Below are 20683 nucleotides of genomic sequence, written 5' to 3'. Positions count from 1 at the left end.
CAGCGCCAAGGCCGTTACTGCAGTGCCGAAGTCAGGCGAGCCAGGCCGTCGAGCAGCTGCGAGCGCAGCGGCTGCTGCAACCACTCCTCGAGCGTCAGCTCGCGCGAGTTCTCGCGGTAGAAATCGCTCACCTCGTCGAGATCGCGCACGAAGCTCTCGCCGTGCACCACCATCGAGATCTCCATGTTGAGACCGAAGGACCGCTGGTCCATGTTTGAGGAGCCCACCACCGCAACCGCATCGTCCACGGTGAAGTGCTTCGAGTGGAGGATGTAGGGCGGGCGATACATCCAAATGCGCACACCGGCTCGGAGCAGCTCCTCATAGTACGAGCGCTGCGCGTGGTAGACCACGGCCTGGTCACCCGTTTCGGAAACAAAGAGCTCGACCGCGACGCCGCGCGCAGTTGCGGCACGCAGCGCGTTCATGATCGACCCGTCGGGCACGAAGTACGGGCTCGTGATGCTGATGCGGCGCTTCGCGGTGTAGAGCAGCGCAACGAACACCTGCAGATTGTTCTCCGCCTCGTAGCCCGGGCCGCTCGGCACGATCTGGCAGTCGAGTTCGCCCGGGCGAACCACCTCGATCGGCGACTCCGCGAGATGCGTGAGGTACTGCCCCGTCTCGAGGTACCAGTCGCCCTGGAACACCGCTTCGAGTCCCAGCACGATGGGGCCCTCGACCCGCACCATAAGGTCCTTCCAGTGCAAGCCGCGCCGCTGGTTCGAGGGCTTGTTGTAGCTCGAGTCGACGAGGTTCTGTGAACCCATGAAGCCGATGCGGCCGTCGACCACGATGAGCTTGCGGTGGTTGCGGAGGTCGGGCCGCTGGTACTCGCCGCGCCAGGGACGCACGGGCAGCATGTACGCCCACTGCACCCCCAGGTCGTCGAGGCTCTGCGCCGTGCGACGCGTGCCCGGGTTGCGCACCGCGGAAATGTGGTCGAGCAGCACGCGCACCTGTACCCCGCGCTCGACTGCCTCGCCCATCGCCGTAAAGATGTCGTCGGTAGCCTCGTCGTGCACAAGGATGTAGAACTCAATGTGCACGTACTCCGTTGCCGTGCGGATCGCCGCGGCCATCTGCGCGAGCGACTCCTCGTAGTCGATGCACATGGTCGCCGCGTTGCCGCTCAGCATCGGCTGGGCGCCGAGCGAGCGACCGAGCCGCACCGCGCTATCCAGACCGGGCTGTAGCTCCGAGGTCGGCGTGACCATGCCCTGGTCCTCGCGCTCCGCGATCTGCGAGACAAAGAGGTTGATCGCCTCCTGCTTCTGCTCACGCGCACGCGGCAGCCGCTTACTTCCGATGATCAGGAAGAGCAGGAGGCCGGGCACGGGCAGCAGGAAAATAGCCATCAGCCAGGCCATGCCCGAGGTCGGACGACGGTTGCGGGGGACGACGAACAGGGCGATGATGCGGATCACATTGTCGACAATGAGGAACGTCAGGGTCCACGCGAACGGCCAGTTCACTCCGAACCAGTTCAGGTCCTCCATCGACGCATCTCCTCAGTCGCCACAGCACACGGTGACACCGGCACAACGGGCTCGACAAAGATCCGTCGTCGAGCAGCCGGGTATCACCCCTGCAAGTACTGTAGCGGGCGCCGCGGGTCACGCACGCATGCGGCGCGGGGGGAAGTGCGCGTTAGGACTCTTCGCGGGCGGGGAGGCCGGCCTTCGCGCGCTCCTCGTCCTCGATCTGCCGGTAGACCCGACGCTCCGTGCGATCCGCGCGCAGAATGAGGCGGATCACCATCCAGAAAAAGATCCCGATGAGCACGGTCGGCGTAAGCGACCAAACCGCGTTCGTCCACCAGCTGTCCATGCTCGCCAGTGTACCGGGTGGATACCGGGGATAGCTGAACGCCCACCCGCGCTGGCGGGTGGGCGTTCAGTCATGCGTGCGGGATCCCGCGCTACTTCACAAGCGGGAAGAGGATGGTCTCGCGAATGCCGAGACCCGTGAGCGCCATGAGCAGGCGGTCCATGCCCATGCCCATGCCACCCGACGGCGGCATGCCGTGCTCGAGCGCGCGCAAGAACTCCTCGTCCACGCCCATGGCCTCATCGTCGCCGCGTGCAGCCTCCGCCGCCTGCTGGGTGAAGCGCTCGCGCTGCACGACCGGGTCGATGAGCTCGGAGTAGCCCGTGGCCAGCTCGAAGCCACGCACGTACAGGTCCCACTTCTCAACCACACCGGGGATGGATCGGTGGTGACGGGTGAGCGGGCTCGTCTCGACCGGGAAGTCCATCACGAAGGTGGGGCTGGTCAGCCCGTCCTTCACGAAGTGCTCCCACAGCTCCTCGACCAGCTTGCCGTGGTTCGGCAGCTTCACCTCGACGCCCTCGGCATCGGCGATCGCCTGCAGCTCGGCAACCGAGGTCTCGGGCGTGATCTCACGGCCCGCGGCCTCTGAGAGCGTGCCGTACATGGAGATGCGATCCCAGTTGCCGCCGAGATCGAAGAGCGTGCCGTCAGCCCACTCGACCACGTGCGTTCCCTCGCGCTCCGTGCCTACATTTGCGGCAAGCGCGGCGTTCTGTACGAGATCCTGCGTGAGGTCAGCAATGCCGTTGTAGTCGGTGTATGCCTGGTATGCCTCGAGCATGGCGAACTCGGGGCTGTGCGTCGAGTCGGCGCCCTCGTTGCGGAAGTTGCGGTTGATCTCGAAGACGCGCTCGAGGCCACCGACGACCGCGCGCTTCAGGAAAAGCTCGGGCGCGATGCGCAGGAAGAGCTCGGTGTCGAACGCGTTCGAGTGCGTCACGAACGGGCGCGCCGAGGCGCCGCCGTGCATCGTCTGCAGCATCGGGGTCTCGGCCTCGATGAAGTCGCGCTCGGCGAAGGTGTGACGCAGGCTCGCCATCGTGCGCGCGCGGGTCACAACATTGCGGCGTGCCTGATCGCGCTGGATGAGATCGAGGTAGCGCTGGCGCACCCGCGTCTCCTCATTCAGCTCGGTGTGCATGTTGGGCAGCGGCGCGATCGCCTTCGCCGCGATCTGCCACTCCGTGACCATGATCGAGAGCTCACCGCGACGGCTCGAGGCGACCTCGCCGCGCACGAACAGGTGGTCGCCAAGGTCGACGAGCTCCTTGTATGCGGCAAGCGATTCCTCGCCCACCTCTGCCAGGCTCACCATGGCCTGAATCCGCGTGCCGTCGCCGGCCTGCAGCGAGGCAAAGCACAGCTTTCCTGTATTGCGCTGGAACACGACACGGCCGGCGACGCCGACGATGGCACCCGAGGCGGTGTCGGGCGTCTCCTCAAGGTGACCCCACTCCGCGCGCACGGCGGGGATGGTGCTCGTCACCGGAACCGCGACCGGGTACGCGCCGCCCTCGAGGCTCGCTCCGGCGTTCAGTTTGTCGCGCTTCTCCAGTCGCACGCGCTTCTGTTCGAAGACCTCCTCGGCACTGACGGCCGGGGTGGCGTCCGTGGTGGCCGGCTCGGCTGCGTGGGCTGCGCTCTGATCGCTCATAGTGGGGGCGTGTCCTCCGTGATGTGACGTCCGTCGCAATGATCCGACGGTCCGTTCCATCCTAGGCCAGCTCGTCGGGCGGGGTGACGCCCCCGTCGCGGCCGGCCGCCTCGCGCAGCTCCTCCTCGACCGCTGCGCGCACCACACCGCCGGCGAGCCGGTCGGGGCGCTCGACGCCGATTTCGCGCAGCGCGTCGGTCGTCTGCCGCACGACGGCACGCGAAAGCTCGGCCGCCGCGGTGAGCGCGTCGGCGTACGCCGCCCGATCCTGCTCGCGCACAATCACGGGCTCGCCGCCCATCTCCACGGCGAGCGCCTGCCCGATGGGCAGCACCGGCGCGGGCGCGGTGACCGCGATCGTCGCGCCAGCAAGGCGCCCCAGATCGAGGCTCGTTCCCGTGAACACAATCGCCGGATGCAGCGCGAGCGGGATCACCCCCACGGCGAGCGCCGGCCCGAACACCGCAGTGCCGTGCTCGGGCGCGGTGTGGATCGCGAGCTGGCCGGGCTGCCACGCGCCCGTTGCGGCGAGACCCGCGATGAGCCCGGGCAGCTCGTCACCTGGCACGGCGAGCAGGACGAGCTCGGATCGACGCACCACCTCGGGCACCTCAAGCACGGGAACGCCTGGGAGCATCGCAGCGGCGCGCTCTCGGCTCTCCTCGCTCACGGCCGAGATGCCGGTGATCGCGTGCCCCACCCCCGCGAGGGCGCGAGCGAGCACGGGGCCGACGCGACCCGCCCCGATCACCCCAACGCCGAGGCGTGACTCCTGCGCGCTCGGGTGCACTACGCCTCCTCGACTGGCGTCTGCATCGCCCGCGGACTGCGCGCGGCTGCGAGGCGCTGAGCTTCAGCGCCCTGAATGCGCAGCACCGCGGTGGCGAGCTCGTCGAACACGCGCTGGCCGATCCCAAGCTCCATGCCCCGCATTTCCATGCGCACCGGGCCGAGCACCGTGTGCGCTTGCACCGAGGCGAGCCCGAGCATCCGGTGCACGAGCGGGCGGCGCAGCTGCACCGACTGTGCACGGACGATCGGCATGATCGAGAGCGAGCGCGTGAGCACGCCGCGGCGAATCCGCAGCGTGGCGTCCTCGCTGCCGAGGCCCTCGAGCGCGATGCCCGCACGAGGCTTGCCCCACCACAGCACCCAGCCGGCGCGCTGCCCCGGGCCGCGGTACCCCGTGCCGGGGCCGCTCAGTCCGTTGCGGAGTGCGGCGATCTCGGCCTCGTCGTCGCCCACACCGGGCAGCAGCGTGTCGATCACCCGCAGCACGTCTGCCTCGAGGCCGACGGGGAGCACCACGTTCTGGGACGCATTCTGGCCGCCCTGCGCCACGGAGTGACCCGCCGTGGTGATGCGCACCTTCCACCACCCCAGCGGGCGCCAGAACAGCGGCTGGCGAGCCTCAATCGCATGGATGCGGCCGAACGGGATCGACTCGGTGAGCGTCGAGGTGAGCCCCGCGCCCGTGCGCACGGTGTCGCGACCGCGCGAGAGCGTGAAGTTGAAGCCGCGATTGAACTGGCCGAACATGACGCCGGCCATCACGACGATGAGGGGCAGGATGCCGAGGATCATGAAGGGCTCGAAGATGGCCCCGCCGACGACCACGGCAACCACCACGAGTACGAGGATGATCGCCTCCCAGCTGAGGGCGATGCTGCCGAGCAGTCGGCCTACCGGCACGCGCACGAGCGCACCGCCCGCGATCGCATCGGGATCAACGTCGCTGTCCACGAAGTCCTGCGCGCGACCAGCGAGGCCCGCCGTATCGGTCGCGTAGACCGACCCGTCGAACGCGACCGCGGCGGCACCGTGGATCTCGTCGAGCGGCACGGCTCCCACAGCATCGCCACGCCGCTTCTGCGCGGCGATCTGCATGATCTGCTCGCGCACGGTCTTCGCATCAGCGTGCCCGAGGTACGCGAGTTCCACCTTGCCGTCTTGACCGGCGGTGACCACCTCGATTTTTGTGAGGCCGAGCGCGCGCGCCAGCATGGGGCGCTGCAGGTTGACCGACTGGATGCGCTCAAGCGGCGCGCGGCGGTGGTTGCGGAACAGAATGCCGCTGCGCGTCTCGACCGCCTCAGCCGTCACCCGGTAGCTCGAGAACCGCCACGCGAGCCAGGAGAACAGCACAATGAGCAGGATGACGCCGAGGGCGCCGCCCAGCACGAGCAGCAGGAGGCCCTGCTCAACGATGTAGCCAAAGATATCCTGCTCATCGAACACCCCCGCGAGGTCGTCGTTTTTCAGCGCCTCGCGCGCAAAGAAGAACTCGACCAGCCGGTCGCGAAAGTTGGCGATGATGATGCCGCCGATGACGAGCAGCGCCAGCCCACCGCGCAGCAGCGGGGACAGCGGATGCATGCGGCGCCAGCCCTCGGCGTCCGCGGTACCGGGCAGTTTCGCCGCGGCGGGCAGGGGGCCGCGGCCCGACTCCTCCGCCGGGGTCGTGGGGTGCGGGAGCTCGCTCACAGCCCAGACCGCCGGGTCTCGGCCAACGCGACGAGTCGGTCACGCAGCGCCTCTGCGTCGTCGAGCTTCAGCCCGGGCAGCTGCACGCCGGTGGCCGCCGATGCCGTGACGAACTTCAGGGTGGCGAGGCCGAGCGCGCGCAGCAGCGGGCCTCGGGTCACGTCGACGAGCTGCAGGCGCCCGTACGGCACCGCGACGACGCGCTCGAACATGATGCCGCGGCGGAAGAGCAGGTCATCCTCGCGCAGGATGTAGCCGATCGCGCGCACGCGGCGGAATGCGAACAGTGCGTTCACCAGCAGCGCGACGACCACCGCGCCGAGACCGATCAGCGGCAGCACACGCTGGTCCCCGGCGTTCACGAACACGATGAAGCCCACCACGGCGCCGACCACGAGCACGAGCACGAGGTTGACGATCAAATCGGCCCACGCGTACGAGGGCGAGACGCGCTGCCACTCGGCATCGCGGTGCGGCCAGTTCGCGTCTGCGGGGGCGGCGTTCGTCACGGCGCCACTCGCGCTATCGGCTGCGGGGGCGGCGTGGGCGGGAAGCGGCGGCGTGGAGCTGGGCTGATCCTGCGGCAGTGGTTCATAGGTCACCCCTGTAGCCTAGGCCAGCCCGGCGCTGAGTGACCGCGTGAAGCCCCCGCTCGTCAGGGTTTGCGGTACGCGGTTTGTCCCGCGGGATCGGGATCGGGGTCGCTCTGATCCGGCGCATCGCCGTCCCCGGGCGGAATCTTGCACAGGTGCTCGGTAATCGCCGCGCAGGTGACGAGCACCGCACCGCCCGCGAACACGAGCACCATGGGCAGCCAGCTTTCACTGGGTGCGGGCACGCTGCGGCCGAGCAGCGAGAGCGCAAGCCCGCCGCCGAAGCCGCCGAGCAGCGCGCCGACGAGCATGCCGGCCCGCGCGGTGGCGAGGAGCCGCACCGCGTGGAACGGGTTCACATCGCCCGCGCGCTTCAGCACGGTGCGGCGCAGCCGGATCCCGAGCGTCAAGAGCGCCCCGGCGATCAGCGCGAGCATCAGTGCGAGCGAGAGCGGCGGCACGAACGGCGGCGCGCCCCGCCCCGACAGTGCGAATTGCAGCACCAGGCCGAGCGCGATGCCCATGGCTCCGGCCGCGGCGACGGCGAGCGGGCCGGTGCGCTCATCCCCGCGCACGGTTGCTCCCCTGCGCTGGTTCGCGCGGCTCACGACCATGCAGATCGGGATCACCCAGATCGGGATCGCCCAGCTCGGGATCGAACGGCTGCGTCGTGTCCCCCACCCGCGCGAGCAGCTCGGCAACCCGGCCGTGCCCCATGAGCACCGCGTTCGGATCCAGCGCGAGCCAGGGTGAGAGCACGAAGTCCCGCTCATGCGCCCGCGGGTGCGGCACGGTGAGGCGCTCGTCCTGCACCACGCGGCCACCGAAGAGGATCACATCAATGTCGAGCGTCCGCGCCCCCCACCGCACCTCGCGGGTGCGACCGTGCGCTGACTCGACCCGCTGCGTGAGGTCGAGCAGCTCGTGCGGGGACAGCGTGGTCTGCGCCGTCGCGACGCCGTTCAAGTAGCGGGGCGCATCGGGGTCGGGGCCATCCGGCGTGAGCGCGATCGTCTCGCGCAGCGGCGACGCCACAAACTCGCTGATGCCTGCCGCGGCCGCGATCTCGGCCTGCGCGGCGCGAATGGTCTCGCCGCGGTCGCCGAGGTTCGCTCCGAACGCGAGGAGCACGGGAACGAGCTGCGCGATCATCGGGCGGCCTCCCCTGCGGCGCGGCGCACCACCGACACCGAGACATCGGCGAAAGTCGCGGGAATCGGGGCGTCCGGCTTGTGCACGGTGATGCGCGCCTCGCGCACTCCCGCGAAGCCGAGCGCAACGCTCGCAACGCGCTCCGCCACAGTCTCGATCAGGTCGACCGGGTCGCGCTCAACGGCGGCCACGATCGCCTCGGCGAGCTCGCCGTAGTGCACGGTTGCCGCCAGCGCGTCGCCGGCCGCGGCGGCACTCAGGTCGACCGCGACCTCAGCATCGATCACAAACTTCTGGCCGGTCTCGCGCTCGAAGTCGAAGACGCCGTGGTGTGCGAACACCTCAAGCCCGGTGAGGGTGATGCGATCCTGCGGGATCGCTGCGAGGACGTCGCCCGGCGCCGGTCGAGGCGCGGTGGGCAGCGGGAGCGCGGCGCCCCAGGCGTCTGCAACTGCGAGAGCTTGCACGGTGCCCGCGACGTCATGCACACGCACGCCCCACGCATCGGCGCGCGCAGCGAGCGCGCTCACCACGGCAGTCGCGAGGTCACGCTCGTGCCCGCCCGGGGCCGCGGCCGCGCGGGCGGCTTCGGGAACCGTCTCGAGCACTTCTGCGAGCATCCGCTTGCGCGACGCACCAACGAGCACGGGGTACCCCAGAGCGCGCAGAGAGTCGAGCGCTGCAAGCAGGCGCCAACCGTCCGCACCGGTCTTGTCGAAGCCGAGCCCCGGATCGAGCACCACGTGGCTCGGGGACACCCCTGCGGTGACTGCCGCGTCGGCGAGCCCTTGGAGCGCGGTGCGCACCTCGGCCACCACGTCGCGGTACTCCGAGCGCTCGTGCGCGGGATCGGGGATGCCCCGCCAGTGCCCGATGATGAAGCGCGCGTCGTGCTCGCGGCTCGCCGTGGCCGCCACCGAAAGCATGTCGGCGTCGGCGAGTCCACCCGAGACATCGTTGATGTACCGCGCGCCGGCCGCCACCGCGGCGGCGGCGGTCTCCGCGTGGATCGTGTCGATCGACACCGTGATGCCGTCTGCCACGAGCCGCGCGATGACCGGCAGTACACGACGCAGCTCCTCGGCTGGCGCCACCGGGGTCGCTCCCGGCCGCGTGGACTCGCCGCCGACGTCGATGATCGTGGCGCCCTGTGCGATCAGCTCGCGCGCCTGCGCCACAGCGGCGTCTGGGCTCACGAAGCGGCCGCCGTCGCTGAAGGAGTCTGGGGTGACGTTCAGCACCCCCATCACCTCGGTTCGGGGCGCGCGCGTCATCGGTCGGCCTCGGCCGTGGCTACTGCTCCCGAGCCGCAGCCGAGCAGCGCGAAGATGGCCGCCTGCTCCGCGGGATCGGCGAGTACGCCGCGGGATGCCACCGTCATGGTCACCGCGTCGGCCTGGCGCACGCCGCGATCAGACACGCACCCGTGGCTCGCCTCGAGCACCACGAGTACCCCCGCGGGAGCAAGCCCGTCTTCGAGGGTCTGTGCGATCTGCTCGCCCAGTCGTTCCTGCACCTGCGGGCGCGCGGCGAGCGTGTCGATCACGCGCGGAATCGCGCTGAGTCCGACCACCCGGCTGCCGGGCCGGTACGCGACGTGGGCGCGTCCGCGGAACGGCAGGAGGTGGTGTTCACACATCGAACGCAGCGCGATGTCACGCACAAGCACGAGCTCACCCGTGTCTGCGCCGACCGGAACCGCGTCGCTGAGAAAACCGGCCGGGTCCGTACCGACGCCCGCGAAGAACTCCGCGTACGCGTCGGCCACCCGAAATGGCGTGCTCGCCAGCTCGGGGCTATCCGGATCCGAGCCGATTGCGCTCAGCATCTCGCGCACCGCCGCAGCGATGCGCTCGCGATCCACGGTCTCGTTCATCGGCGCTACCGGGCGTCGTCAGCGTCAGTCGCGGGGGGAGCCCCGAGATTGCGCGGCGGCTCGGCCGGGCGTGCGGGCTCGGCGGGCTCGGCCAGGGCGACCGGCTCCGATGCCACAGCGGGCTCCGCAGGGGTGAGCTGCTCGACAGCACTCGCTCCCTCGCCTGCCGTGTCCGCGGGGGCAGCCTGCTGCTCCGCGTTCGCGCCGGCGTCAGCGAGGTCACCATCGGTGCGCACGACCGCGGGCACCTCGATCGGCGGGCGATCCGACACCGGGCGATCCGAGTGCGAGAGCCAGATGGCGCGCTCGGGCAGCTTCTGCACGTCGTGGAAGATCGCTGCGATCTGGTTGTGATCGAGCGTCTCCTTCTCGAGCAGCTCAGCCGCGAGACGATCGAGCACGTCGCGGTTCTGCACGAGCGCCTCGTACGCCTCGTTGTGCGCCTGCTCGAGCAGCGCGCGCACCTCGGTGTCGACCGAGACGGCGACGCCCTCCGAGTAGTCGCGGTTCTGGCCGAACTCGCCGAGGAATGCACCCGGCTGGGCCTGACCGAGCTTCACGGGCCCGATCGAGGCGGACATGCCGTACTCGGTCACCATCTTGCGCGCGGTGCCGGTTGCCTTCTCGATGTCGTTACCCGCACCCGTCGTGGGGTCGTGGAAGACAAGCTCCTCCGCCACGCGCCCGCCGAGAGCGTACGCGAGCTGATCCTGCAGCTCGTTGCGCGTCACCGAGTACTTATCCTCGAGCGGGATCACCATCGTGTATCCGAGCGCACGTCCACGCGGGAGAATCGTGATCTTCGTCACCGGGTCGGTGTGGTTCAGTGCTGCCGCGACGAGTGCGTGGCCGCCCTCGTGGTACGCGGTGATGAGCTTCTCCTGGTCCTTCATCACGCGAGTACGGCGCTGCGGGCCGGCGATAACGCGGTCGATCGCCTCGTCGAGTGCGCGGTTGTCGATCAGCTGCGCGTTCGAGCGCGCGGTGAGCAGCGCGGCCTCGTTCAGCACGTTCGCGAGGTCGGCGCCCGAGAACCCGGGGGTCTTCCGAGCGACGACCTCGAGGTCAACGTTCTTCGAGAGCGGCTTGCCCTTCGAGTGCACCTGCAGAATCTTGAGTCGGCCGGGCATGTCCGGCGCGTCGACACCAATCTGGCGGTCGAAGCGGCCCGGGCGCAGCAGCGCGGGGTCCAGCATGTCGGGGCGGTTTGTCGCCGCGATCATGATGACGTTCGTCTTCGGATCGAAGCCGTCCATCTCGACGAGCAGCTGGTTGAGCGTCTGCTCGCGCTCGTCGTGGCCGCCGCCCATGCCCTGGCCGCGACGCTGACCGACCGCGTCGATCTCATCAATGAAGATGATCGCCGGGGCGTTGGCCTTGGCCTCCTTGAAGAGGTCGCGCACTCGGCTCGCGCCGACACCCACGAACATCTCAACGAAGTCGGAACCCGAGATCGTGTAGAACGGCACGCCGGCCTCCCCCGCGACGGCACGCGCGAGCAGAGTCTTGCCGGTTCCGGGAGGGCCGTACAGCAGCACACCCTTCGGGATGCGGGCGCCCACCGCTTGGAAGCGGGTCGCGTCCTGCAGGAAGTCCTTAATCTCGTGGAGCTCTTCCACGGCCTCATCTGCGCCCGCAACGTCGGCGAACGTCACCTGCGGGGTCTCCTTCGAGACCAGCTTCGCGCGCGACTTGCCGAACTGCATCACGCCGCGGCCGCCGCCCTGCATGGAGGAGAGCATCCACCACAGCAGCGCGCCGATGAGTAGCAGCGGGAGCAGGAAGCCGAGCAGCGACCACAGCGGGTTCGGCTGCGGCACCTTGTCGGTGAAGCCGTCCTTCAGCTTCGCGTCGGTGACCGCGTCAACGACGGCCTCGCCGCGCTGCGACACGTAGTAGAAGTACACCTGATCGGTGCCGAGCTTCTTGTCGGCCTTCGTCAGGGTGAGATTGACGCGCTGATCGCCGTCAATGATCTCGGCCTGCTTGGCCTTGCCCTCGGCGATGAATTCAAGACCCTGCTTCGTGGGCACCTCGCGTGTACTTCCACCCGAGAGCAACGACCAACCGATCAGAACGATCAGCGGGGCGAGGATCAGGTAGAGGAGCGGGCCGCGGAACAGCTTCTTGCTCTTCGTCGAGCTCTTCGGAGAATTCTCTGCCAAGTCAGGGCCTTTCGGGGGTGCCGTGCCGGAGTATTCCAGCCCTTGCAAGCGTAACCAATTCCACTGGCCGCCCACTGTGGGAATCCGCGTGTCCGCTCAGGGCGCACCCCGGGCGCACTCAGTCGTGTGGAATACGACGCTGCGCCCGGGGTGTCCTGACTACTCTTCTCCGCCGTAGACGTGAGGCGCGAGGATCGCCACGTCGCGGAGGTTGCGGTAGTTCTCCGCGTAGTCGAGGCCGTAGCCGACCACGAACTCGACGGGGATGTCAAAGCCGACGTAGGCGACATCCACCTCGACCTTGAGCGCCTTGGGCTTGCGCAGCATCGTGCAAATGCGCACCGACTTCGCGCCGCGGCTCTCGAGGTTCTCCTTCAACCACGCAAGCGTCAGGCCGGAGTCGATGATGTCCTCGACGATCAGCACGTCGCGGCCGGTGATGTCGGCGTCGAGATCCTTGAGGATCTTCACGACGCCACTCGACTTTGTGCCAGCGCCGTACGACGACACGGCCATCCAGTCCATTTGCGCGTGGAAGCGCAGCTCGCGAGCCAGATCCGCCATGACCATCACGGCGCCCTTCAGCACGCCGACGAGAAGCGGCGGCTCCTCGGTGTAGTCCGCCTCGATCTCGCGGGCAAGCTCGCCGAGCCGCGCAAGCAGCTCAGCCTCGGTGTGCAGTACAACGGAGAGGTCATCCCCCAGGTGTGTGGAATCCATGCGGCTATGTTAGTGCCCACCGCTGAGGGGTTCCGCACCGCGGCGCGTCTGCGGCGGCGCTCAGTCGCGCTTCTCGCGCGGTGATCCCGTTTGTCGGGTGAGGCGAAGCAGCCCCGCCGCGCGCGTCCCGCGGATCCCGGGCACGAACACGGGCCCCTGCCCGCGCCAGTCCGTGGCGAGCGCGGCAAGCGCGAGCGTGTGCTCCCGACTGAGGTGCGCACCGAACTCCACCCCTGCGAGTCGAATCACCCGATTGCGGATCGCAGCGGGCAGCCCCGCGATGCCGGCCGCGGGAAGGAGCACCTCGTGGTCGGCGGCGCCCGGCGCCCCGGGCGCGTGCACGGCGTCCTGCTGCTCCGCGCGTCGCAGCCCCGCGAGGGCCTCGGCGGCAAAAGCGTCGAGCGCGTCTGCGTCTTCGCGGGCGAGATCGGCGGTGCGCGCAAGCGCTGCTGTGATCCCCCCACCGAGTTCTTCAGCGAGCACGGGCAGTACGCGCCTGCGCACGCGCACCCGCGCGAAACGGTCGTCGTCGTTGTGCGGGTCGTCCCACGGTACAAGTTCGGCCCGCTCGCACGCGGCGCGGGTGACCTCACGGGTAATCTCGGGATCCGCCCCCAGGAATGGGCGCAGCAGCTCGCACTCGGTGCCGAGCGGGCGGCGTTCGGGGATGCCAGCAAGCGTCCGGCTGCCTGATCCACGAGCGATCCCGAGCAGCACCTGCTCCGCCTGATCGCTGCGGGTGTGCCCCGTGAGGATCGCGCTCGCACCCGCCTCGGCGGCCACCGATCGGAACTCCGTGTAGCGGGCATCTCGCGCGGCGGCCTCCGGCCCACCTGAGGCGCCCGCCGCAACCCGCACCCGGCGTACGAGCACGGGGCCGAGTCCGAGTGCGCTCGCTTGCTCCCCCGCACGCTCGGCAACCTCCTCCGACCCGGCTTGCAGTCCGTGGTCGATGAGCAGCGCACCCGCGCGCACGCCAAGCTTCGGTGCCTCGACCGCGGTGGCCGCGGCGAGCGCGAGCGAGTCGGCCCCGCCGGAAAGCGCGACCAGCACGAGCGGCTCGGGCCCCGAGCGCGCGCGCAGACTGGCGAGCGCGCGGCGGACCGCGCGCCGGGTGTCGAGCAGCGGCCGATCGGACATGCTCTCAGGCTACCCGCCCGGCAGCCGCCGCGCAGCGGGCTTCGGGTAGCCTGGTCCCGGCACTATTCGCTGGGGCCGGCATCATGCCCACCCACCACAAGATTGAAGGAGCGCGCATGACCGCCACATTCGACGCTGTCATCGAGATCCCCAAGGGGAGCCGCAACAAGTACGAGGTCGATCACGAGACCGGTCGGGTGTACCTCGATCGCGTGCTCTACACCGGCTTTGTCTACCCGACCGACTACGGCTTCTTCGAGGAGACGCTCGGCGAGGATGGCGATCCGCTCGACGTGCTCGTGCTGCTCGACTACCCGGTCTTCCCCGGGGTCGGCATCAAGGTTCGCCCGGTCGGCGTGCTGAAGATGAGCGATGAGGCTGGCGGCGACGACAAGGTCATCGCGGTGCAGGCGAAGGATCCCCGTTGGGCGCACATCCAGGATGTCGCTGACATCCCGGAGTACACCCGCAAGGAGATCGAGCACTTCTTCGAGCACTACAAGGATCTCGAGCCGAACAAGTGGGTCAAGGTGGACGCGTGGGGCTCGGCGGCTGACGCAGAGCAGCTGATCGTCGAGGCGCAGGAGCGTCTCGCAGCGCAGGGACACTAAGTTCTCGGCCCCTCAGGGCCACGACGAAGGGCCCGGAATCCGTGAGGATTCCGGGCCCTTCGTCGTGGGTGGGTCGCCCGCGGGCGACGCACATCGTTCCTAGAAGTTGATGTAGAACGCCGGGTTCACGAAGCCGTACCAGCCTTCGTCCTGGTTCAGTCGCATCTCGAAGTGGAGGTGGCAGCCCGTGCTCGCCGACCCCGTGGTGCCGACGTAGCCGATGACCTGGCCAGCAGAAACCTGCTGCCCTTGCCCGACAAGGGCCCACTGTGCCATATGCGCGTAGCGCGTCTGCCAGCCGGTCGAGTGATTCACCGTCACCATGTTGCCGCCACCATACGGATCCCAGTACGCCATGCCGACCGTGCCGCTCGCGGCGGCCACGATGGGCGTGTAGCACGCCGTCGCGAGGTCGATGCCGGTGTGGTTCGGACGCCCGGGGGGTGCGAAGTAGTCAGAGATGTAGTAATTGCTAGTGGGGATCACCCAGCCGTTCGAGATGCCGCCGTTGCCACCGCCAGTGTTGCCACCGCCAGTGTTGCCACCACCCGTGTTCCCACCGCCAGTGTTGCCACCACCCGTGTTCCCACCACCGGTGTTGCCACCGCCGTTGTTCGCCTGCTCCCGCTGCTGGCGCGCGAGCTCTTCCTGCTGCTTGCGGTACTCCTCCGCGATGCGGGCGAGGCGCTCGGCCTCCTTACGGCGCTGCTCCTCTTCGATGCGCAGGCGTTCCTCGTAGCCGTCGACAGTCTTGCTTGTCGTGTCCTTGAGCGCAGCGAGCTGGGTCTCGAGCACGCGCTGCTTGCCCTCCTGCTCGGCAACTTTCTCGCCCTGCGTCGCGGCGGCGGTCGCGGCCTCGGCCTCGAGCACGGCGGCGCGCTCGCGCAGCTCCTCGCGCTCCTTCTCGGCGGCCTTCGCTTGCTTGCCGAGCGTGTCTGCCGTGTTCGCTGCCTGCTGCGCTTCCTCCGAGAGCTGCGTGTTGCGCTCGGTCGCCTTCGACATCGACGCCATGCGCTCGAGCAGCGCGTCAGCGGTCTTCTCGTCGGCGTCCAGGAAGAGCTCCATGCTGCGATCGACGCCGCCAGAGCGGTACATCTGCGCGACGAGCACGCCCGCACGATCGGCGGCCTCCTCGGCCTCCTTCTGGCTCTGCTCGGCCTGCGCCCGCAGTTGCTGCGCGCGGTCGGCGGCCTCGCGAGCATTCGCGTCTGCGACGTTCAGCTCTTCGAGCTTCGTGGCGTGCAGGTTGCGCAGCCGGTCAAGTTCCTTCTCGCCCTCCTTGATGAGGCCCTCGATCTCGGTGACCTTCTTCGCCGCTGCGGCCTCATTGCCCTTCGCCGCCTGCACGTCGTCCCAGGTGGGGAGGTCAAGCGCCTGAGCCGGGGCGGGGGCGGTGGTGAGCGAGCCGCCAACGAGCAGGCCTCCCGCGAAGGCACCTGCGCAGAGCACCCCAATCGCGCGCTTCGGCCAGCTGGTCTTTCGCTTCTGCATGTCGCCTCGCATCCAAATCTCGGCAGAATAATCCGCTTTTACGCTAGCACTCGGCCGCTACTCATGAGTAGGGCCAAAAGTGAACAGTGGGGTGCACCGCCCGGATCGAGCGCGGAATCCCGCCGATCTCGGTGCGACACGCGGTCGACTCAGTAGTGCCCTGTGGCGGTCTGCGCGCACCCGCATGTCGCTACTGTTCGTCCAACAACGCCGCGGCAAAGAGCGGGCGCGCGGCATCGGCTGCGGGCGGATGAAACATCCCCGCCGCCGCGTCGCGGTACAGGCGGCTTGCCTCGTGCCCCGAGTCGAAGCCGGAGCCCCCGGCGCACAGCAACGCGACCTCGGCCATGCGCCGCGCGGCGGTCGTCGCGTGCAGGCGCGTGCCCACGAGCCGCGGCGACCAGCCGGCCCCGTGATTCACCAGCTCGTCGAAGTCGCGCGTGGTCGAGTCGAGCAGGGCGGGCACCGCGAGGAACTCGAGGTGCGCATCGGCGAGGCGCACACGGTGCTCCGGCACCTCGGCGAGCGTCGTGCCCGCCTTCGCTGAGCGACGCGCGCGCAGTCCCTCGGCCGCGACGTCGAGGGCACGCCGAGCGACTCCCGCGTACACCGAGGCGATGAGCAGCTGGAAGTTCGCGGCGATCGCGAAGGTGAGGAGATCGGGATCGGGGCCGACCGACAAGCGGCGCACCACGCGGTCCGCGGCCAGCTCAACGTCGTCGAGCCTCGTCGCCCGGCTCTGCGAGGCACGCATGCCGAGCACGTCCCAACGATCGGACACGGTGATTCCCGGGGTATCGCGTGTCACAAAGCCGTAGACGAGCGTGCGCACATCGGGGTCACTCTCGTCGACGCCATGAGTCATCAGCCTCGTCCAGACGGGCGAGAGCGAGGTAAAGATCTTGGTGCCCGTGAGCCGGTACCCGCCATCAGCCTGCGGCACTGCGGCGGTGGTCGAGTCGCTCAGCACGAAATCGTTGCCGGGCTCGCTGATGCCAAACGCGAAGATCTCGCCCGCCATCGCCTCGGCGAACACGCCGTCGAGCGAGTGGTCTCCGCGCTCACGCAGCGCACGCGCCACCCCTGTACACATCAGGTGCATGTTGACCGCGAGCGCGGTGGCCGGGGCGGCACCGGCGAGACGCCGCTGCAAGCGCGACACCTCGTGCAGGGTGAGGCCCGGTCCGCCGAACTCCTCGGGCACGAGCACGGTGAGGTACCCCTGCTCTCGCAGCTCGGCGAGGTCCTCAGTGAAGAACTCGTTCGCCCGATCAGTCTGCGCCGCGCGGCCCCGGATCCGCTCCATGAGCTCCGTTGGCAGGAATCGCTCTGCCAGCTCTGCGTGCCGTGTCTCCCGATCAGCCAAGTCGCCTGCTCCTTCTCACTCGCGGGGCGCGTGTGCCCCGGATCCCACCCTACGCGCGCATGGAGCTTGCGCGGAGAATTCCCGGTGCGTGCTCGCGGCGGAGCGCCTACGATGCTGCGCATGGGGACAACGGAATCGAACACGGGCGGTCACGGCGACGAAGCGGGGCCCGCAGCACACACCGCGGATCGGGATCGGCTCTTGCAGATCCGATGGGTGGCGCAGTCCGACCGGCCCGCCCCGATTGAGGCGCACTCCCCCGCGGAAGCCCTCGAGCTCCTTTCCGCGGGCAGCCGTCGCTTTGGCTCACTCGGCAGCACGGGCGGTGACGTCGAGATGCGGCTCGACCCTGAGGCCCTCGGTTTTGTAAACGGCTCGGACGACGACGGCATCCTCAACCAGGAGCCCTTCGCCGCAGTACTGAGCTGCTCGGACGCCCGCGTGCCGATCGAGCTGGCGCTGGGGCGCGGCGCGAACGACCTGTTTGTGGTGCGGATCGCGGGAAACGTGCCGGGCGCCGAGTGCCTGGGAAGCCTCCACTACGCCTCAGCGCACCTGCCCCGTGTGCAGCTCTTCACCGTGATCGGCCACTCGCAGTGCGGCGCGGTCACCGCCGCGGTCGACGCGCTCCTCTACCCCGAGACCTACCCTGAGGTTGCGCGTCTCGCCCCGTTACGCGAGATCGTCGACTCACTGTTTGGCAGTGTGCGACTCGCGGCCGCCGCGCTGCAGCGCGTCACCGGCACTGCGACCTTCCTCGCCGCCGCGGACTCCCCGCAGCTGCGCGAAGCACTCATCGGCCTGAGCGCGCTCGCGAACGCAGCGCTGAGCGCGAACGTGGTCGCGCAGAACCTCGGTCGCGACGCCGCATACGGGGTGTACGACCTCGCGCAGCGCACCGTGGGAGCGATGCGCGCGGGCGGCTGGGAGTCCGGGCTGCGCATGGCCGCGAGCGATGACGCTGGCCTGCAGGAGATCCTGCAGGAGGCCGCGGCCGGCTACTTAGCCGTCGCAGAAAGCTCCGCGAACTCCGCGTCGTAGGCGCGCGCGAGCGCATCGGCGTCAACGATGGCGCCAAAGCCGTGCGCGCCGGTGCCCAGCGCAATGCGCTGCCCGGCGAGGCTCGCGTCGAGGATCACGGGCCACGGCGTGTGCGCGCCCAACGGTGTGATCGCGCCGCGCGGGTAGCCGGTCGCGTCGAACGCACCGTCGGCATCGGGCAATGACAGCTTGTTTACGCCGAGCAGCGCGCGCAGCTTCGGCCAGGAGAACTGGGCGGCCAGCGGCGCGATGACGAAGACGAACTCCTCGCGCCGCTGCACCACGATCGTCTTCGCGATCGGTACACCGCTCAGCATTCCATCGGCGGGTGGCCCCTCACCCGTGCGCGCCACAAACTCGACGGACAGGCCGCGCTCGGCGGCGTCGGCGGCCGCGCGGGCAAGCTCTGGGTGTTCGGTCATTGGATCTCCCTCGGTGCGGCGTACCCCCGACACAACGCCGCGGGGCGGCCGGGGATTCCCCGACCGCCCCGCGGCGTCACGCTTCGAGCGGGATCACGCCTCCTCAGGCACGACCACCTCGTTCGAACGCGTGTGCAGGTTGACGCCCTTCGGCTCTTTCACGAGCGACACCGCGATCAGCGAAATGATCGTGACACCGAGGATGTAGAGGCCGATCGTCCACGAGGCGCCCGTCGCCCCGAACACCAGGTCGGCGATCATGGGAGCGAATGCGCCACCGAAGATCGCGCCGATCGCGTAGCCGATGGAGACACCGGAGTAGCGCACGTCTGCGGGGAACATCTCGGCGTACAGCGAGGCCTGCGGACCGTAGGAGAGACCGAGACCCACGGTCATCAGGAACAGCGCGAGGAAGTAGAGCCACAGGTTGCCGGTATCGATGAGGAACCACATCGGGATCGCCCAGATGCCGAGCAGCACGTAGCCGATCTGGAAGGTGCGCACGCGGCCGATCCGGTCTGACAGGATGCCGCCGTACAGCGTGAAGAACAGCCAGCCGAACGAGGCGAGCGTGGTTGCGAGCAGCACCGGTGGGCGCTCGAGCCCTAGGCCGCCGTCTGCCACGGGGCGCGTGGCGTACGTCGAGAAGAATGCGATGAGCAGGTAGCCGGCCGCGTTGTTCGCGATGAAGATGAGCGCGGCAAGGATGACCTCACGCGCGTGCTTCGAGAACAGTGTCTTGAGCGGCGTGGCCGACTCACCCTTACGCTCCTGCAACTGCTTGAAGACGGGCGACTCCTCCACCGTCTTGCGAATGAAGTAGCCGACCACGATGAGCACGATGGAGAAGAGGAATGGGATCCGCCAGCCCCACGTGAGGAACTGCTCCTCCGTGAGTGTCGTGGTGATGACCCACATCGTTGCGGTCGCGAGGATCATGCCGAGCGGCACGCCAATCTGCGGGTAGGCCCCGAAGAAGCCGCGGCGGTGCTTGGGCGCGTGCTCGACCGACATGAGTGCGGCGCCGCCCCACTCACCGCCGGCCGAGAAGCCCTGCAACACGCGGAGGAGGATGAGCAGCACGGGAGCCGCGATCCCAATCTGTGCATAGGTGGGGAGCACCCCGATGAGCGCGGTGGCGAGCCCCATCATGATGAGGGTGAGCACGAGCATGCGCTTGCGCCCGAGGCGGTCGCCGAGGTGGCCTGCCACAATCGCGCCAAGCGGCCGGAAGAGGAATGAGATGCCGAGCGAGGCCCAGGAGACGATCTGGCCGACCGTCTCGCCCGCCGGGGCAAAGTAGAGCGTCGCAAAGACCGCGCCGGCCGCCTGCGCGTAGATGAAGAAGTCGTACCACTCGATCGTGGTGCCAACGACCGTGCCCGCGAGCACCTTACGCTCTTCGATACGTCGGGCCGCCGCCTGCGCGGCGTCGCTTCCGGCTATTGCAGTGTCTGTCATTGAGAACTCCATTGTTCGTCCGCTGCTGCTGGATATCCTGACCGAACGGTCGGATAGCCATCGAGTGTACACACACGCCTGAGCGGCCGCGACCCGGGGCTGGGCGCGGTCACTCGGACAAGTGGAGCTAGCGATCGTTCGTGTTGGGGAAGTCCTCGAAGATCAACAGGGTGCGCGAGGTACGCACCGAGGGGATCGCCTGCACCTCCTCGAGCACCACCCGCCGGAGGTCGCGGTTGTCGCGGGCGCGCACGAGCAGCAGCACGTCAAACTCGCCACCCACGAGCGCAATGTGCTCAATTTCGGGAATGCGCATCAGCCGCTCGCGCACCTCCTGCCAGGCAGGCTGCTCAACGGACAGCGTCACATAGGCAGAGGAGTGGAGCCCCGAGCGCACCGGGTCCGTGCGGATCGTGAAGCCGGTAATCACGCCAGCCTCGCGCAGCCGTCCGAGCCGCGCGTGGGCGCCGGCACGTGAGATGTGCACCGCCTCAGCGATCGCCGTCATTGAGGCGCGTGCGTCCTTCCGCAGCACCTCGATAATCGCGCGGTCCGTCTCGTCCAGCTCCATTGCGGGCCCTCTCCGCACCACGCCGCGTTGCGAGGTGCATTTGTACGCAATAGTCGCAGCTTTCGTGCGGTTCGTCCAGGTACACCGCCAGAAAAACGGACGA

At 68.9% G+C, this 20683-nt stretch carries 20 protein-coding genes; 2 read left to right on the top strand and 18 right to left on the bottom strand.

Annotated features, from left to right (window positions below; all coding sequences use genetic code 11):
• Positions 1-14 precede the first annotated feature (14 nt).
• From cls to tilS, 13 genes are all read right to left on the bottom strand, one after another.
• Positions 15-1499, bottom strand: a complete 1485-nt coding sequence (cls, locus tag D3226_RS06620) for a cardiolipin synthase (RefSeq protein ID WP_202381650.1) — start codon at positions 1497-1499, stop codon at positions 15-17.
• A 151-nt stretch (positions 1500-1650) separates the two neighbouring features.
• On the bottom strand, positions 1651-1830 hold the full coding sequence (locus D3226_RS06615) for a hypothetical protein (RefSeq protein WP_202381649.1): 180 nt from the start codon (positions 1828-1830) through the stop codon (positions 1651-1653).
• 91 nt (positions 1831-1921) lie between these two features.
• A complete protein-coding gene (lysS, locus tag D3226_RS06610) occupies positions 1922-3487 on the bottom strand; it encodes a lysine--tRNA ligase (RefSeq protein WP_202381648.1) in 1566 nt (521 codons plus the stop codon).
• A gap of 61 nt (positions 3488-3548) precedes the next feature.
• Positions 3549-4277, bottom strand: coding sequence for a DUF2520 domain-containing protein (locus tag D3226_RS06605; RefSeq protein ID WP_202381647.1), 729 nt, complete (start codon positions 4275-4277; stop codon positions 3549-3551).
• The gene (locus D3226_RS06600; RefSeq protein ID WP_337248921.1) at positions 4277-5971 is read right to left on the bottom strand and encodes a PH domain-containing protein; all 1695 of its coding nucleotides are present in this window, start codon (positions 5969-5971) and stop codon (positions 4277-4279) included. The genes D3226_RS06605 and D3226_RS06600 overlap by 1 nt, the downstream gene beginning before the upstream one ends.
• Positions 5968-6573, bottom strand: coding sequence for a PH domain-containing protein (locus tag D3226_RS06595; RefSeq protein ID WP_337248920.1), 606 nt, complete (start codon positions 6571-6573; stop codon positions 5968-5970). Before D3226_RS06595 ends, D3226_RS06600 begins: the two co-directional genes overlap by 4 nt.
• A 53-nt stretch (positions 6574-6626) precedes the next feature.
• Positions 6627-7139 carry a DUF3180 family protein gene (locus D3226_RS06590; RefSeq protein ID WP_337248919.1) on the bottom strand — a complete coding sequence of 171 codons (513 nt, stop codon included), beginning with the start codon at positions 7137-7139 and terminating at the stop codon, positions 6627-6629.
• Positions 7126-7716: a 2-amino-4-hydroxy-6-hydroxymethyldihydropteridine diphosphokinase gene (gene folK, locus D3226_RS06585; RefSeq protein ID WP_202381645.1), complete on the bottom strand. Its 591-nt coding sequence runs from the start codon at positions 7714-7716 to the stop codon at positions 7126-7128. Before folK ends, D3226_RS06590 begins: the two co-directional genes overlap by 14 nt.
• Positions 7713-8990 (bottom strand): dihydropteroate synthase, encoded by a 1278-nt coding sequence (folP, locus tag D3226_RS06580; RefSeq protein WP_237462555.1) that lies wholly within the window; start codon positions 8988-8990, stop codon positions 7713-7715. Before folP ends, folK begins: the two co-directional genes overlap by 4 nt.
• Entirely contained in the window at positions 8987-9592 is a 606-nt protein-coding gene (folE, locus tag D3226_RS06575; protein WP_202381644.1) for a GTP cyclohydrolase I, read from the bottom strand. Before folE ends, folP begins: the two co-directional genes overlap by 4 nt.
• Before the next feature lie 5 nt (positions 9593-9597).
• Complete coding sequence (gene ftsH, locus D3226_RS06570) at positions 9598-11757, bottom strand: ATP-dependent zinc metalloprotease FtsH (RefSeq protein ID WP_237462554.1); 2160 nt, start codon at positions 11755-11757, stop codon at positions 9598-9600.
• A gap of 159 nt (positions 11758-11916) precedes the next feature.
• Positions 11917-12477 (bottom strand): hypoxanthine phosphoribosyltransferase, encoded by a 561-nt coding sequence (hpt, locus tag D3226_RS06565; RefSeq protein ID WP_202381643.1) that lies wholly within the window; start codon positions 12475-12477, stop codon positions 11917-11919.
• Between the two features lie 60 nt (positions 12478-12537).
• Entirely contained in the window at positions 12538-13617 is a 1080-nt protein-coding gene (tilS, locus tag D3226_RS06560) for a tRNA lysidine(34) synthetase TilS (RefSeq protein WP_202381642.1), read from the bottom strand.
• Between the two features lie 83 nt (positions 13618-13700).
• On the opposite strand from tilS, the gene ppa reads away from it, so the two are divergent.
• Positions 13701-14228 carry an inorganic diphosphatase gene (ppa, locus tag D3226_RS06555; protein WP_202381641.1) on the top strand — a complete coding sequence of 176 codons (528 nt, stop codon included), beginning with the start codon at positions 13701-13703 and terminating at the stop codon, positions 14226-14228.
• A 99-nt stretch (positions 14229-14327) separates the two neighbouring features.
• Here ppa and D3226_RS06550 read toward each other — a convergent pair whose 3' ends face one another.
• Complete coding sequence (locus tag D3226_RS06550; RefSeq protein WP_202381640.1) at positions 14328-15719, bottom strand: peptidoglycan DD-metalloendopeptidase family protein; 1392 nt, start codon at positions 15717-15719, stop codon at positions 14328-14330.
• Between the two features lie 190 nt (positions 15720-15909).
• A complete protein-coding gene (locus D3226_RS06545; RefSeq protein WP_202381639.1) occupies positions 15910-17085 on the bottom strand; it encodes an acyl-CoA dehydrogenase family protein in 1176 nt (391 codons plus the stop codon).
• Positions 17086-17205: 120 nt separating this feature from the next.
• Between D3226_RS06545 and D3226_RS06540 the strand changes: the two genes are divergently transcribed.
• Positions 17206-18126 carry a carbonic anhydrase gene (locus D3226_RS06540; protein ID WP_202381638.1) on the top strand — a complete coding sequence of 307 codons (921 nt, stop codon included), beginning with the start codon at positions 17206-17208 and terminating at the stop codon, positions 18124-18126.
• On the opposite strand, the gene D3226_RS06535 is transcribed toward D3226_RS06540, so the two are convergent.
• From D3226_RS06535 to D3226_RS06525, 3 genes are all read right to left on the bottom strand, one after another.
• Positions 18084-18548, bottom strand: coding sequence for an aminoacyl-tRNA deacylase (locus D3226_RS06535; protein ID WP_202381637.1), 465 nt, complete (start codon positions 18546-18548; stop codon positions 18084-18086). The two genes, D3226_RS06540 and D3226_RS06535, sit on opposite strands and share 43 nt — an antisense overlap.
• A gap of 93 nt (positions 18549-18641) precedes the next feature.
• Positions 18642-20009: an MFS transporter gene (locus tag D3226_RS06530; RefSeq protein ID WP_202381636.1), complete on the bottom strand. Its 1368-nt coding sequence runs from the start codon at positions 20007-20009 to the stop codon at positions 18642-18644.
• A 127-nt stretch (positions 20010-20136) separates the two neighbouring features.
• Positions 20137-20580 carry an Lrp/AsnC family transcriptional regulator gene (locus tag D3226_RS06525; protein WP_202381635.1) on the bottom strand — a complete coding sequence of 148 codons (444 nt, stop codon included), beginning with the start codon at positions 20578-20580 and terminating at the stop codon, positions 20137-20139.
• Positions 20581-20683: the final 103 nt, after the last annotated feature.

Source organism: Leucobacter chromiireducens subsp. chromiireducens, from assembly GCF_016758255.1.
Taxonomy (GTDB): Bacteria; Actinomycetota; Actinomycetes; order Actinomycetales; family Microbacteriaceae; genus Leucobacter; species Leucobacter chromiireducens.
Note: the sequence above shows the minus strand (reverse complement) of the source record. Positions and strands in the feature narration are given on the sequence as shown.